This window comes from Myroides guanonis, assembly GCF_900114085.1.
GTDB classification, from domain to species: Bacteria; Bacteroidota; Bacteroidia; order Flavobacteriales; family Flavobacteriaceae; genus Flavobacterium; species Flavobacterium guanonis.
The window spans coordinates 113136-128201 of the sequence record NZ_FORU01000002.1 but is presented as its reverse complement, the minus strand read 5'-3'; the positions used below and the strand labels follow the sequence as shown (position 1 = coordinate 128201).

General features: G+C 34.9%; 11 protein-coding genes. 8 read left to right on the top strand and 3 right to left on the bottom strand.

Going from position 1 to position 15066, the window contains the following annotated elements; all coding sequences use genetic code 11:
- Window positions 1–186: 186 nt before the first annotated feature.
- Together BM024_RS02615 and BM024_RS13840 are read left to right on the top strand one after the other, a co-directional pair.
- Window positions 187–1296: a hypothetical protein gene (locus BM024_RS02615; protein ID WP_090677904.1), complete on the top strand. Its 1110-nt coding sequence runs from the start codon at window positions 187–189 to the stop codon at window positions 1294–1296.
- 1195 nt (window positions 1297–2491) lie between these two features.
- Complete coding sequence (locus BM024_RS13840) at window positions 2492–2617, top strand: hypothetical protein (protein WP_262493008.1); 126 nt, start codon at window positions 2492–2494, stop codon at window positions 2615–2617.
- A gap of 193 nt (window positions 2618–2810) precedes the next feature.
- Here the strand turns inward: BM024_RS13840 and BM024_RS02605 are convergent, their stop codons facing one another.
- Window positions 2811–3347, bottom strand: a complete 537-nt coding sequence (locus BM024_RS02605) for a DUF4136 domain-containing protein (RefSeq protein ID WP_090677903.1) — start codon at window positions 3345–3347, stop codon at window positions 2811–2813.
- A 24-nt stretch (window positions 3348–3371) separates the two neighbouring features.
- The gene (locus BM024_RS02600; protein ID WP_090677902.1) at window positions 3372–5357 is read right to left on the bottom strand and encodes a urocanate hydratase; all 1986 of its coding nucleotides are present in this window, start codon (window positions 5355–5357) and stop codon (window positions 3372–3374) included.
- A gap of 152 nt (window positions 5358–5509) precedes the next feature.
- Here BM024_RS02600 and BM024_RS02595 point away from each other — a divergent pair, with 152 nt between their 5' ends.
- From BM024_RS02595 to hemL, 4 genes are read left to right on the top strand one after another with little or no spacing between them, the layout of a single operon-like run.
- A complete protein-coding gene (locus tag BM024_RS02595) occupies window positions 5510–5839 on the top strand; it encodes a hypothetical protein (RefSeq protein WP_090677901.1) in 330 nt (109 codons plus the stop codon).
- A 1-nt stretch (window position 5840) separates the two neighbouring features.
- Window positions 5841–6728: a 1-aminocyclopropane-1-carboxylate deaminase/D-cysteine desulfhydrase gene (locus BM024_RS02590; protein WP_177190149.1), complete on the top strand. Its 888-nt coding sequence runs from the start codon at window positions 5841–5843 to the stop codon at window positions 6726–6728.
- A 4-nt stretch (window positions 6729–6732) separates the two neighbouring features.
- Window positions 6733–7587, top strand: coding sequence for a glucosaminidase domain-containing protein (locus tag BM024_RS02585; protein WP_090677899.1), 855 nt, complete (start codon window positions 6733–6735; stop codon window positions 7585–7587).
- Between the two features lie 2 nt (window positions 7588–7589).
- On the top strand, window positions 7590–8870 hold the full coding sequence (gene hemL, locus BM024_RS02580) for a glutamate-1-semialdehyde 2,1-aminomutase (protein WP_090677898.1): 1281 nt from the start codon (window positions 7590–7592) through the stop codon (window positions 8868–8870).
- A 65-nt stretch (window positions 8871–8935) separates the two neighbouring features.
- On the opposite strand, the gene BM024_RS02575 is transcribed toward hemL, so the two are convergent.
- The gene (locus tag BM024_RS02575) at window positions 8936–9535 is read right to left on the bottom strand and encodes a ribonuclease HII (RefSeq protein ID WP_090677897.1); all 600 of its coding nucleotides are present in this window, start codon (window positions 9533–9535) and stop codon (window positions 8936–8938) included.
- 329 nt (window positions 9536–9864) lie between these two features.
- Here BM024_RS02575 and BM024_RS02570 point away from each other — a divergent pair, with 329 nt between their 5' ends.
- A complete protein-coding gene (locus tag BM024_RS02570; RefSeq protein ID WP_090677896.1) occupies window positions 9865–11733 on the top strand; it encodes a S8 family serine peptidase in 1869 nt (622 codons plus the stop codon).
- A 123-nt stretch (window positions 11734–11856) separates the two neighbouring features.
- Window positions 11857–15051, top strand: coding sequence for a SusC/RagA family TonB-linked outer membrane protein (locus tag BM024_RS02565; RefSeq protein ID WP_090677895.1), 3195 nt, complete (start codon window positions 11857–11859; stop codon window positions 15049–15051).
- Window positions 15052–15066: the final 15 nt, after the last annotated feature.

Sequence of the window (15066 nt, the reverse complement as noted above, 5' to 3'; positions counted from 1 at the left end):
TGTTATTGGTTATTTTAATGGGGTAAATATAATAAAAGTGTTTTATTAGAGTGCTCTTTAATAGGAATTTGTGATTCATAAAGGTTAATGACTTAACGTATGATTTAAAAAAAATTAACTTTATTTTTTTCAATTGTAAAAAAGTTTTATATTGCGCCGTGATTAACTATTTAAAATAAAACATTTATGAAAAAATTATTTATGTTCCTTGCGGTAGCGGGACTTGCGACATTCGGAGCATCATGTAGTAGTGATGACGGAGGAGGAACTCCACCAAAAACGTCACAATTATTGGCGAAAGCATCTCCTTCAACGGTTGAAGTTAATAAAGCAGTTACATTCTCTGCTACTTCTGATGGGAAAGCTGTTGATGGTGTTAAATTCTATGATGGAAGTACAGAATTAAAAAACCCTCATACTTTTACAGCAAAAGGAGAATACAAAATTGTTGCTAAAAAACAAGGATTTACAGATAGTCCTGCAATTACAGTGACAGTTAAGGATGTTGTTGTTCCAGGAGAACAAACATTAATGTTGACAGTATTGCCTTCTGAAGTTACTTTAGGAAGCGCTGTAACTTTTGTTGTTAAGGAAGGTTCTGCTGACGTGAGTACTTCTGCTGAAATTTTTGTTAATAATCAAAAAATTACTGGAACTTCTTACACTGCAACTGCAGTTGGAACTTATAAGGTAATTGCTAAGAAAGCTGGTGCTATTGATAGTGCTGAGAAAACTTTCACTGTTGTAGAAGGTGGTGTTGAGCCAGAAGGATCTTTTATTGAAATTGGAGGCGAGTACTATGATGTTGCAAGTGCAAGATTGTCAGCAAATGCTGCATCAGATGGTAAAGGAGGTTGGACTGTTTATGTTTATACTAATGAAGATGGTGAGAAGTATAGTGTTTTTGCTATGGATTTAGCTAAAATAAATGCAGCGGGTACAGAATATGTGGCTAGATCACTTGTTACAGTGGTGGTATTTCAAGACCCTGCTAAGCCTGGAATTTTACTACCTGGTCAAGGGGCTTTCCAATTTGTAGGAGGAATGGCAACTGATTTTACAACTACAGTACAATTTGCATTTGATGATATTAAAAACTTTACATTTACAACGCCTGGTGCAAATGGAGTTGTTGAGCTTGCTGCATCAAATGCGGAAGGATCAATAAAACACAACGGTGCATATGAAGGTATTGGAGTTTTACCTGTTGATGCTAATGGAGATCCATTGCAATCAAAATCAGCTTTTGGAGTTTCTAAAGCTGTAACTAAGAGTAATCTACAAGCGAGATTCTAATGATCTCTGTTATGTAAATAGATGTTATTAGAAAAAAGGGTATTCAATCGAGTTGAATACCCTTTTTTTAATACTAAAACCTATGAGTAAGGTAGTATAAGATAATTATTAGGATTAGAATTTAAGATTGGGTTTTAAGGATATAAATTAATGTCACGTCCTGAATATCGATACATAAAAATCATCGATATGGATAATACCACAAACTATTTAAAGCGTTCACAAAAAGACTATACGCTAAGTTTTAAACTCCAAGTTGTTAAGGAGGTTGAATTAGGAGAGTGTAGCATTTCTTTTACTTAACAAAAATATGGAATTCAAGGCAGATCTACCGCTGTAAATTGGTTGCGAAAATATGGTAACTTTGATTGGGAAAACCAAACTCCCTTAAATATGCCAAAGACAGCAGAACAACGAATTATGGTGCTAGAGGCTAAGGTTAGCTTTTAGAAAAGCAAAAGGCACATCTAGAGAGACAAACTTATATTGTTGGTTCTAAGCTGTGTTTTTGATATGATGATTGACTTAGCTGAAAAAGAGTATAAAATCAATATCAGTAAAAACTCTGCACATGAGCAATCCAATCTTTCTGCAAAGAAAGGCAAGAAACTATAAGTTTTACTTGTGGTTTGTTCGGGTCCAACAGATAGGTTTATTATCGTTCCTTAGCAAGAGTAAAAAGGAAAAAGTCTATTGCTAAACAAGTAGTAGAAATGGTCAGTGACAAGCGCATGCTTCTACCACGTGTTGGCACAAGAAAACTTTACCATATGCTTTATCGAGAGCTTAAAGAACTAAAAGTTGGCAGAGACAGGTTCTTTTCGATTTTAAAACGAATCATTTATTGATACATCCAAAGAAAAGTTATCATATTACAACTTGGTCACATCATAGGTTTCGTAAGTATACCAACATACTTTTAGGTTTGTCAGTCACTAGGTCTGAACTGGTGGGTTGCAGACATAACTTACCTTGGAGAAAGATAAAAAGCCTTATTACCTAAGGTTGATAAGCGATGCTTATTCTAAAAAAAATATAGGTTATGATGTATCAAATAGCTTAAATAGCCAAAGTTGTAATGGCTCATTAAGAACGGAAATATAGCCAAAAGATTATTCACCGCTCTGATAGAGGAGTTCAATACTGTTGTGATGAATATCAAAGTATGCTGGAAAACTATAAAATGGGTTACAGTATGACACAAAACTCTAATCCCTACGAAAATGCAGTGACAGAAAGAATAGATGGTGTTTTAAAGCAAGATTCATATTATATATTTGGACCTTTCTGTTATGTAGGAAATAGTGAGCGAGGCCATTAAAATATATAATACTATAAGATCACATCTATCAAACAGTATGTTAATACCTGTTAAGATGCATCAACAGAGAAAATTAAAAATGGAAACTTATAAAACAAAAAACAGTAGTAAGAACTTGCCTACTACTGTTTAAGATAATAATTTTATTTATCTAAAATCCTGTATCTTTATTTTAGGATTATTCTAATATTAATTACTTCTTAGGAGGAAAATCTTTTAAAATCTCTTTAACAAATTCTTGAATACGTTGCTCTTTTTTGGCTCTAGTATTTGTTAAGTAGCCAGTTCCGGTTCCTTGCCAAATCAACTCTTTTTTGTTAGCGTCTAATATGTCTATAAATAAACGACCTTCTGTCGAAGTAGATACTGAGTTGTAAGACGAGCCCCAATAAGGTCCCCATCCATATCCATAATAGCCCCAAGGGCTATAGTAGTTATTGTTATATACATCTACTCTTTGTTGAGCTTTAGTAAAGATGTTGATTAAGACATCTGGACGATCTCCTTTTACTAAACCTCTAGATGAAAGTTCTGCATCAATTGCGTTGAGAATTCTTTTTTTATCTAAATCGGAGATCTCTGCTTTATCTATACCGTCTTTAAAAAAGGCGTAAGATTTAATTTGATTGAAATCTGTTTTGTCATCATAATCTGAATGTACTCGTACACTGCTGCATGAAGAAGCTAAAGCCATAAAGGCTATGACTGATAAGATTTTTAAAGCTTTCATAATTTTAGGTTTTAGTTAGTAATCTTATAATAAACTATCATCAACTAGATTTGGAAGAGTTACTTTTAATAAAGGTTCTACTTCCATCGCTCTTTTGATAGCGAAAACTGCTTCTTCATTTCTAGCCCAACTTCTTCTAGCGATTCCGTTGTTTACATCCCAAAATAGCATTGATTTTAAGCGCTTTGAAGCTTCTTTTGAACCATCAAGAAACATGCCAAAGCCACCATTTATTACTTCACCCCATCCTACACCTCCACCATTGTGGATTGATACCCATGTAGCTCCTCTGAAACTATCTCCAATTACATTGTGAATAGCCATGTCCGCTGTAAATCGAGATCCATCATAGATGTTTGAGGTTTCTCTGTAGGGTGAGTCTGTTCCAGATACATCGTGGTGATCTCTTCCAAGAACTACTGGTCCAATGATTCCTTTTTCTATAGCTTGATTAAAGGCTTCTGCAATTTTGATTCTTCCTTCTGCATCTGCATATAATATTCTGGCTTGTGAACCTACTACTAGTCTGTTTTCTTGTGCACCTTTAATCCAACGAATGTTGTCTGCTAGTTGTTGTTGAATTTCTATTGGTGAGTGTTTTTTGATTTCTTCTAAAACGGCACAAGCAATTTCATCTGTTTTAGCTAAATCTTCAGGTTTTCCTGATGCACAAACCCATCGAAAAGGACCAAAACCATAATCAAAACACATCGGGCCCATAATGTCTTGTACATAACTTGGGTATTTGAAATCTATATTGTTGTCTGCCATAACATCTGCACCTGCTCTTGAAGCTTCCAGTAAGAATGCGTTACCATAATCAAAGAAATAAGTTCCTTTTGCAGTGTGATTGTTTATTGCAGTTGCTTGTCTGCGCAAAGATTCCTGAACTAGTTCTTTAAATTTGTCAGGATTTTTAGCCATCATTTCGTTTGCTTCTTCAAAAGAAATCGAAACTGGATAATAACCTCCTGCCCAAGGATTGTGGAGAGAGGTTTGGTCTGAACCTAAATCAACGTAAACATTCTCTTTATCAAATTTTTCCCATATAGAAACTATGTTTCCTAGGAATGCAATAGAGACTATTTCTTTGTTCTCCTTTGCTTTTTTGACTCTGTTCACTAATTCATCTAAATCGCTAATTACTTCGTCGACCCATCCTTGACTGTGTCTTGTATGAACAGCTTTTTCGTTTACTTCAGCACAAACGGTTATGCAGCCTGCAATATTACCTGCTTTTGGTTGTGCTCCACTCATACCTCCCAAGCCTGAGGTTACAAATAGTTTACCTGCTAAGTCTTCACCATTCTTCGCTATTTTTCTACCTCCATTTAGAACGGTAATAGTTGTTCCGTGTACTATTCCTTGAGGACCGATGTACATGTAGCTTCCAGCTGTCATTTGTCCGTATTGAGATACACCTAACGCGTTGAATTTTTCCCAGTCATCTGGTTTTGAGTAATTCGGTATCATCATGCCGTTTGTCACAACTACTCTTGGAGCATTTATGTTTGAAGGGAAAAGTCCCATAGGATGTCCAGAATACATGACAAGGGTTTGCTCATCTGTCATTTCAGATAAGTATTGCATTGTAAGTAAGTATTGTGCCCAGTTTTGAAAAACAGCACCATTGCCACCATACGTGATTAGTTCGTGTGGGTGTTGTGCAACTGCATAATCCAAATTGTTTTGAATCATCAGCATGATTGACTTTGCTTGTGTTGAATTCCCAGGGTATTCTTCAATCGGGCGGGCATACATTTTGTATTCCGGACGAAAGCGATACATATAAATTCGGCCGTATTTTTCTAATTCCTCTTTGAATTCTTCTAGTAAAATAGGGTGGTGTTTAGCATCAAAATAACGCAACGCATTTCTAAGAGCTAATTTCTTCTCGTCATCAGATAAGATTTCTTTTCTTTTAGGAGCATGGTTGATAGTTAAATCGTATTCTTTTTTTTGCGGTAATTCTGTAGGAATACCCTGTTTAATTAAATCTTGAAAGTTCATTTTTAGTATTTCAGTTGTAATTATTTGTGTGATATTGAATCTGATAACAGCTTATATTGTGTAATTTTGTTGTGTTTAAAACAGATGTAAATTTGGAGTCTAAGTTACAGATTTAATTAGATGTTTAAAAGGGGTAATTTTAAATCATATAGATGTATAGGGTATTAGTGGTAGGCGGTTTAATTCCGAAAGGATTTGACGGGCTTAGTTTTTTTCCATTCTTATTTGTTAAAGATAAGAAGTTGCTTGATTCTAAGGTTTTTATGAATCATGAGAAAATTCATTTGAAGCAACAATTAGAAATGCTATTACTGATTTTTTATGTTTGGTATCTCCTTGAGTTTGTAGTTCGTTGGATTCAATGTGGTTCAAGATACAGAGCTTATCGTGAAATTTCTTTTGAAAAAGAAGCGTATCAAAATGAGATGGATTTAGATTATTTAACTAGAAGAAAACTGTTTTCATTTATAAAATATTTATAGAGTGTTTGAAGAAGAATTGGTGTCAAATGAAAAAATAGAGTTTGATTTTCCTGATGGAATTGAATTATATATCAAGAGAGAAGATTTACTACATAAAGAGATTTCGGGTAATAAATTTAGAAAGCTTAAATACAATTTTAAAGAAGCAAAAGGATTAGGGTTTTCTAAAATAGTAACTTTTGGAGGAGCTTATTCGAATCATATAGCAGCGACTGCAGCAGCAGGACGTATATATGGAATGCAAACAATAGGAATTATCAGAGGAGATGAGTTAGTATCTAACTTTATGAATAACCCAACCTTAAAAAAAGCTCATGATGATGGAATGAGGTTTGAATTTATTAGTAGAACGGAGTATAGGAAGAGAAATGATATCGGTTTTTTAGAGATGCTAAAAAAAACATATCCTGATAGTTATATAATTCCTGAAGGAGGAACGAATGAAGTTGCTGTATTGGGATGTGAGGAGATTTTAAAAACTAAAGATAATTCTTTTGATGTGATATGTTGTGCTGTTGGTACTGGAGGAACCTTGTCGGGTTTGATAAAAACATCTAATAGTAATCAGAAAATATTGGGGTTTCCAGCATTGAAAGGTGATTTTTTAAGTGAAGATATTCGTAAGTTTGTTGGTGAGAAAAGCAATTGGGAATTGAATTTGGAATATCATTTCGGAGGCTATGGGAAAATGACTAATGAACTGATGTTGTTTATAGGGAAATTTAAGAAGGATACAGGTATTTTGTTAGATCCAATATATACTTGTAAAATGATGTTTGGAATAATGGATTTAATAGAGAAAAGAAAATTTAAAAAGGGGTCAAAGATTTTAGCTATTCACACGGGTGGATTGCAAGGCTGGAATGATTCTATCAAATTAAAAGGGTAAGACTATGAGGTTAATAGTTATCGTATTAACGGTGTTTCTTTTTGTTGGATGTGGTTCAAGTAAAAAGAGTTTAACAGGTAAGAAAATTAGGAATCAGGAGCTGATTGATAAGGCAACTTATAGAGCAAACCTGAATAAGGAAGCAGCTAAGTCTGGAAAGAAATTATATAAGAACACAGAGACCTTGGAAGCTACTTCAAAATTGAGTGTAACTTCGGATGTTATTCGCGCTTATATTATGAGATATAAAGATGTAGCGAAAACGAATATGAGAAAACATGGGATTCCGGCGAGTATTACTTTAGCGCAAGGTGTTTTGGAATCAGGTTCGGGGCAAGGTACGCTAAGTAGGAACGCTAATAATCATTTTGGGATTAAGTGTCATGACTGGACAGGAGATTCAGTTCGTCATACAGACGATGCTCCTGATGAGTGTTTTAGGAAATATTCAGATCCAGAGGAGTCGTATAAAGACCATTCTATATTTTTAACAAGTAGAGGTAGATATAGTGATTTATTTAAATTAGATAAATCAGATTATAAAGGATGGGCAAAAGGACTTCGTAAGGCTGGATATGCAACAGATCCAAAGTATCCAGATAAATTAATCAGTTTAATTGAGCGCTATGAGTTGTATAATTTCGATTCAGAAGTTTTAGGAAATAAGTATAACACTTCGGCAATTGATAAAGCGATAAGTGGGGATGCAGTAGTGACTTCAAGTTATCACAAAGTGGTGGCAGGAGATACTTTATATTCTATATCGAAGCGTTATAATATTACTGTTTCGGAATTGCAAAATCTTAATAATTTATCCGATAATTCTATATCAACAGGGCAGTTGCTAAAAATAAATTAAATATGTTATATCAGAGAAGTAGTCAGCTATTTGCTGAGGCTGAAAAAGTTATACCAGGAGGAGTGAATTCTCCAGTACGCGCATTTAAATCAGTTGGTGGTACACCTATATTCGTTAAAGAGGCGAAAGGAGCTTATTTGTACGATGAAGACGGTAATCGGCTGATAGATTACATCAATTCTTGGGGACCTATGATTTTAGGCCATGCTTATGAACCTGTGGTTCAGGCTGTAATTGAAAAAGCGAAGAAAGGAACATCTTTTGGTATGCCTACGGAAATAGAGACGGAAATTGCTTCATTAGCAATATCAATGGTTCCAAATATTGATAAAATTCGTTTTGTAAATTCAGGAACAGAAGCTTGTATGAGTGCGGTTCGGTTAGCTAGAGGGTTTACATCAAGAGAAAAAATAATAAAATTTAAAGGTTGTTATCACGGACATTCAGATTCTTTTTTAATTCAAGCTGGTAGTGGAGCTGTTACTTTCGGGGCGCCTAATAGTCCTGGTGTAACTATGGGGACGGCTAAAGATACTTTGTTGGCGAATTATAATGATTTAGGACATGTTCAAGAAATATTAGAAAATAATAGGGGTGAAGTAGCAGCAATTATAATAGAGCCTGTGGCTGGTAATATGGGCTGTGTACCTCCGATTAAAGGCTTTTTAGAAGGGTTAAGAGCATTGTGTGACGCTCACGGTACTTTACTCATATTTGATGAGGTAATGACTGGGTTTAGGCTAGCAAGAGGTGGTGCGCAAGAGCTTTTTGGAGTTAAAGCTGATTTGATAACTTTTGGAAAAGTTATAGGAGGTGGCTTGCCTGTAGGTGCATTTGCTGGAAGGCATGAAATTATGGATTATTTAGCACCAGTAGGCCCTGTTTATCAAGCGGGAACTCTGTCTGGAAATCCTTTGGCTATGGCTGCGGGATTGACTATGTTGAAGTCTATTGAGTCTGATTTAGAGTTGTTCAGAAGATTAGAAGAAAAAACTGCCTATTTAGAAAGAGGAATTAGAAAAGTATTAATGGATAGAAACATCGAGCATACTATAAATAGAGTTGGATCAATGATTTCAGTTTTCTTCGATGAGCGTGAGGTTTTAGATTTTGAGACTGCGGGTTATGGTAATAATGATACATTTAAGAAATTTTTCCATGGGTTATTAGCAGAGGGCGTTTATATTGCTCCATCATCTTATGAAACATGGTTTATAACAGATGCGCTTACTTATGAAGATTTAGATTACACCATAAATGCTGTAAATAAAGTGTTTTCATAGTTAAATACTTTTTTTAAATATTCTAGAGCCCCATTTGATATTTTTATTAGATGGGGCTTTTTATTTTAGAAATCAATTTTTATTTGGTCAGGAAGCAGCTTGAATGTCATTCTATGGTATTTACTAGGACCATATTTTTCAATTGCCATTCTGTGTTCTTTAGTAGGGTAACCTTTATTTTTTTTCCAATTATACATTGGAAATTCTTCGTGTATTTCATTCATATAATCATCTCTAGCAGTTTTTGCCAAGACAGATGCTGCTGCAATACTTAGAAATTTCATATCACCTTTTACGATACATTGGTGAGGGATGTTTGGAATTGCATGAAATCGATTGCCATCAACGATAATAAACTCCGGTTGTGGTTGTAAAAGCAATAATGCATTTTGCATTGCTTTTATAGAAGCATTTAAGATGTTTATTTCGTCTACAACAAGATGATCTAAGTGGATGATTTTGTACGAGATTGCTTCTTTATATATAATTTCTCTTAGTTGAAAACGAGTTTTTTCAGATAGCTTTTTCGAATCATTAAGTATAAGGTTTTCGAAATCAGGAGGAAGAATGACGGCTGCTGCTGTAACAGGACCTGCTATACAGCCCCTTCCTGCTTCATCAGTTCCTGCTTCAAGTAGGTAAGTAGAATAATTCTTTTTTAGCATAGTATATTCCAGAAATAGATAAACGACTTTTATTAAGGCGCAAGTTACTCAAATAATCCATTTTCTTTTTAGCTAATTGGGTATGTTTTATTAGGAAGGCTTAGCGTATTTCTAGTAAGTTTGTTAGGTAGAAAGAAATTTTTTCGAGATTATAGTGACATTGTTTTACTATCGCAACAAAATATTTTTTTGTTGTGAGTTTATAAAAGAATGTGAAAGAGTTTAAAAAAAATAGAGACCGATTATAAATATTTGTATTGAATTTCAACGAAAAAGAATGCGTAATTAAATTAGATTTGTAAAAGTAGAATTGTTAATGAAAATAAAAAATGGAAAAAAGAAAGATTTTTAAATCGGTTTTAGCTGTGTTCTTTTTAGTGTATTCTCTAAATGGAGTTGCACAGAATTTAGATGTACGCAATAGAATACAATCAAGTTATGAGCTGAAAGATGTAGCAGATTTGAAAATCAAATATAAATCAAATAAAGATTTTAGGTTCAAGAGTAAATTACCTCATGATTCAGTTGATTTGATGGAGGTCGATTCTTTGGGGGTGGCTTTGTATTATAAGAGTTATAATCAAGTTTCTGCTAGAGTTTCCAATGTGATTGATGAAAGTGGAAATAATGTTATGGGATTTTCTGGAAAGGGAATGATAGTTGGTTTGTGGGATTCTAAATTACCTAGACTAGACCATTTAGATTTAAAGGGTTCTATACGTGTTACTGACGATTCAGATTGGTTGAGTTATAGTAATCATGCTACGCATGTTGCAGGTACTATTGTTTCAAGAGGGGGTGTTAATCCAAAGGGGAGAGGATTGGTCTATCAATCTACAATATGGGCCAATGATTGGACGAATGATTTTGAAGAAATGGTTGATCTGGCGTCTAAAGGGATTTTGGTTTCGAATCATTCTTATGGAGTTGATCCTAAAAACATACCTGTAACGTATTTTGGAGCATATTTGTCAAGCAGTCAGCGCTTAGATGCTATTGCTTCTAGGTTTTTATTTTACCAACCTGTTGTTGCGGCTGGCAATGATAGGGAGCAGTTTGGGAAATATAATCCTACAAAAGAAGGAATGGATTTGTTGTTGGGAATGACTACAGCTAAAAATGCTATCGTCGTTGCGGCTGTTGAAGGGGATGATATTGATAATCTGAAAATGTCTAGTTTTAGCAATTGGGGACCTACGGATGATTTAAGAATTAAGCCAGACATCGCTACAAGGGGAGTTCGGGTGTTTTCTACGCTTGATGAAAATACTACAGATTACGGTTTTTTAAGTGGGACTTCTATGGCCGCACCTGTGGTGTCTTCGGTAATAACTATATGGCAGGAGGCAGCTATAGCGTTTTCGGGTAAACCTTTATGGTCTTCATCTATGCGCGCCCTTATGGTTCATTCTGCGTTATCGATTAATCAGGTTAATGAACCAGATTATAAAACAGGTTGGGGGTTGATTAATAATAAGGAGGGATTAGAGATATTAAGAAGCAGTGTTGATGAGGATGGAGTGCGATTGATTGAGACAGATATAAAGCAAGGAGAAAAACACAAATATAAATTAAAGGCTTCTGGAGATTCTTTTGAAGTAAAGGTGACTTTGAGTTGGACGGATCCTGAAGGTAAGGTTAAGTTTGGTTCTTTGGATGATGTAACTCCTGATTTGGTAAATGATTTGGATTTGAGGTTAATTGATGTTAAAGGGAATATCTATTACCCTTGGATGTTGAAAAGACAAGACGGGCGAATAATTGCGGTTCAGGGAGATAATACTGTTGATAATCTAGAGCAGATAACGGTTGTGAATGCTATAGATTTAAATGAACTTGTTTTAGAAGTTAGCTATAAGTCAAAGATATATAGAGGGGTTCAGTCGTATAGTTTATTAGTGTCAGGAATTGATGATTTTGAGGAGGTTATAGATGATGAGAATACGATAAAAAAAGAAGGTATAACGGTATGGCCTAATCCGACGCAGGATTTTTTGGTTTTAAGTGGAATTGATGTGAATACGCCCTTTGAGTTAGAAGTGTTAACTGTTTTAGGAAAACGTGTAAAGTCAATTAACAGTTATTTTCAAAATGATAATATAATTTTAGACGTTAATGAGTTGTCTGAAGGTTTGTATGTAGTCCGTATTCGGTCAGTATTGGTGTTTAAAGATGTTGTTTTTATTAAAAAATCTTAAAAAAGAAATTTTAAACTCATTATTTTAGGATTGTTAGTGTAAAATATTGTTAAGAAGTCTAAAAGCTTGTGAAAAAGCATATGTGATTTTTTAGATTTGTGAGACTAACTAATTCAATTTATAATGAGATCAAAGTTAAAATGGACAATAGCGCTTTTTATGGCGTTAGTTGTGCAGCTTTCTTTTGCACAAGAGAAGACTCTTTCGGGAGTTGTAACGGAGTCTGGGATGACATTGCCTGGCGCTACCGTGATTATTAAAGGTACCCAAAATGGTACTCAAACCGATTTGGATGGACATTACAGCATTAAGGTGAATCCTGGTGATGTAGTGATTTTTTCTTTTATCGGATTAGATGATGTTGCTTACACAGTTGGAGCTTCTAACACTTACAACGTTGCTATGAAGGCAGGTGATGAAATGTTGGAAGAAGTAACTGTAACAGCATTCGGTATTAAAAGAAGTTCTAAATCATTGGGATATGCTACACAAGAAGTGAAGAGCGATGAGTTGAACAAAACTTCCAATACTAGTTTATCAGGAGCTTTACAAGGGAAATTGGCAGGGGTGAGTATTACTCCTTCTTCTGGAGCACCAGGAGCTTCTTCTCAAATCATGATTCGTGGAGCGCGTTCATTTACAGGTGATAATACGCCATTGTATGTAATTGACGGTATGCCAGTTTCTTCTTCTTCAGATTTCTCTACAGGAAACAGTGTTTCGGGTTCAGACGTTGCAAACCGTGCGGTGGATATTGATCCAAGTGATATTGAAAGTATTTCAGTGTTGAAAGGACAAGCGGCTTCTGCTTTGTATGGATTACGCGCTTCAAACGGGGTAATTTTAATTACGACAAAAAGTGGTAAAGGATTAGAAGCAGGAAAACCAGTTATTTCGTATAACACGACTTCAAGTTTTGAAACGATTTCTAAGAAACCAGACTTGCAAAATGTTTATGCACAAGGTTCAGCGGGGAAATTTAATCCTTACGCTTCTACGAGTTGGGGACCAAAGATTTCGGATTTGGTAAACGATGTAGATAATGCTAAAATGAAACTTCCGGGTTATGGAGGAAATTTACCAAATAGTACTAATAACGGTGTTTTACACCCAGGAAAATACTATGTTCCTCAAAGAGCAACTATGGGATTAGATCCATGGGTAACTCCACAGGCATATGACAATGTTGATGATTATTTCAAAACAGGTTATACGATTTCTCATAATTTAAATGTGAGTCAGTCAACAGGTAAAACAAATTATTCTTTCGGATTTGGTACTTCAACTCAGGATGGATTTATGCCAGGAACTGGGATGGAGCGTTACAATTTGAAATTAAATGCGAATACCAAATTAAATGAAGAATGGAATACAGGTTTCTCTGCAAACTACGTTCAAACAAAAATTGATAAAGCAACTGCCGCAAACGATTCTTCTTTGCCAGGGGTTTATGGAGCGCCTTCTAGTTATGATTTGAAAGGAATTGGATATGGAGAGCCTTTAGATCCTTACAAACAAGTGTTTTTTAGAAAATCGGCATTCAATAACCCTTATTGGGCTGCGGAACACAATGAGTTTAGTGAAAAAACAAATCGTTTCTATGGAAATGCTTTTGTGGAATATGCGCCAAAAATTAGTGTAGATGAAGTTCATTCATTGACATTCAAATACCAATTAGGATTAGATTCATATACAACGAATTATCGCGATGTATATGAATATGGTCATGCTCATACTAGTAAAGGAAGTGTTAGTTTAACAGGAGTTACTAAAGATGTAGTGAATTCTTTGTTTACAATGAATTACAACTGGGATATTACGGATGACTTGCGTTTCGACGTAATGGCGGGTACTGAGTTGAACCATGAAAATTACAAAGGCTACGAAGATTTTGGAAACAATTTAAACTTTGGAGGTTTTGCTACTATTAAAAATGCTCAAAATGTATCTTCTGTAGAGTTGCGTAACCAAGAGCGTACGGTTGGTTTTTTCAGTAATGCAGGATTGTCTTATGCTGATGTAATTTTCTTAAGTGGTTCTATCCGTAAAGATATTACTTCTACGATGCCAAGAGGAAATCGTTCTTTTGTGTATCCATCAGTGTCTTTAGGATTGGTATTGACAGGTATTGAAGGATTGAATCAGAGTGATATAGTTTCGTTTGCTAAAATTCGTGGGTCTTATGCGCACGTTGGTCAAGCAGGACGTTTTAAGAAGCCTTATTACTCTACACCATCTTATGGAGGTGGATTTTGGTCAGGAACTCCATTTAGCTACCCAATGGGAGGAGTTGGAGCTTATATGCCTTCATTGACAGTATATGATCCAGATTTGAAACCTCAAAACACAAAATCATTTGAAATTGGTGCAGATGTGCGTTTCTTTAATAATCGTTTAGGTTTCGATTATACTTATTCAGAACAAAGAGCAGATGACCAAATTTTCAATTTACCATTGGCTGGTTCAGTTGGGAAAGCTATCTATGTTACTAATGGTGGGTCTATGCAGACTAATTCACATGAATTGGTAGTATTTGCAACTCCTATTCAGACTAAGGATTTTGAATGGAATGTAAATGTGAATTTCACGAAAGTAGACACTAAAGTTAACTCTTTGGAGTATGGTTTAGAGAATATTATGATAGGAGGGTTTGTAGAGCCACAGATTCGTATTAGCCAAGGTGATCGTTTTCCAGTGATTTACGGAAATAGTTTTGCACGTCATGAAAATGGACAAATCTTAGTAGATGAAGATGGATTGCCAATGATTGGTGGACAAAAAGTTTTGGGAGATGTGATGCCTGATTTTATTCTAGGAGGAGGAATGGATTTCAGATATAAAAACTGGAATTTAGGAGCTACAATGGAATGGAAAAATGGAGGAAAACTGTACAGTGGAACTAATAAAACATTGAATTTCTATGGTATGACAGAAGCTACAGCGAATCGTGATCAGGATATGATTTTTAATGGAGTGAAAGCAGATGGTACACCAAACGATATCGTTATAGGAAATGGTCAAGGTGCTAATCGCGAAGATTTAGAGTCAGTTCTAGTAGATATTACAGAAAACAGTGTCTATGATGCTAGTTTTGTAAAACTGAGAGAAATTACATTGGGGTATACTTTTCCGAAATTAGTAAATAATAAATTAGACTTAAGAGTTTCTGCTTTTGCAAGAAATATCTTATTGTGGTCTAAGGTTCCTAATATCGATCCAGAATCTTCTCAAGGAAACAACAATATGGCAGGAGGTTTTGAGCATTGGTCAATTCCACAAACGAAAAGTATTGGTATGTCGTTAAATGTTGTTTTTTAATTTAAAAAATAAAGA

What these genes read in the sequence shown, in the direction of transcription:
- BM024_RS02565 (WP_090677895.1), top strand. Translation starts at nt 11,857, where the DNA reads ATGAGATCAAAGTTAAAATGGACAATAGCGCTTTTTATGGCGTTAGTT.
- BM024_RS02600 (WP_090677902.1), bottom strand. Translation starts at nt 5,357, where the DNA reads ATGAACTTTCAAGATTTAATTAAACAGGGTATTCCTACAGAATTACCG.
- BM024_RS02615 (WP_090677904.1), top strand. Translation starts at nt 187, where the DNA reads ATGAAAAAATTATTTATGTTCCTTGCGGTAGCGGGACTTGCGACATTC.
- BM024_RS02585 (WP_090677899.1), top strand. Translation starts at nt 6,733, where the DNA reads ATGAGGTTAATAGTTATCGTATTAACGGTGTTTCTTTTTGTTGGATGT.
- BM024_RS13840 (WP_262493008.1), top strand. Translation starts at nt 2,492, where the DNA reads ATGACACAAAACTCTAATCCCTACGAAAATGCAGTGACAGAAAGAATA.
- BM024_RS02595 (WP_090677901.1), top strand. Translation starts at nt 5,510, where the DNA reads ATGTATAGGGTATTAGTGGTAGGCGGTTTAATTCCGAAAGGATTTGAC.
- BM024_RS02575 (WP_090677897.1), bottom strand. Translation starts at nt 9,535, where the DNA reads ATGCTAAAAAAGAATTATTCTACTTACCTACTTGAAGCAGGAACTGAT.
- hemL (WP_090677898.1), top strand. Translation starts at nt 7,590, where the DNA reads ATGTTATATCAGAGAAGTAGTCAGCTATTTGCTGAGGCTGAAAAAGTT.
- BM024_RS02570 (WP_090677896.1), top strand. Translation starts at nt 9,865, where the DNA reads ATGGAAAAAAGAAAGATTTTTAAATCGGTTTTAGCTGTGTTCTTTTTA.
- BM024_RS02605 (WP_090677903.1), bottom strand. Translation starts at nt 3,347, where the DNA reads ATGAAAGCTTTAAAAATCTTATCAGTCATAGCCTTTATGGCTTTAGCT.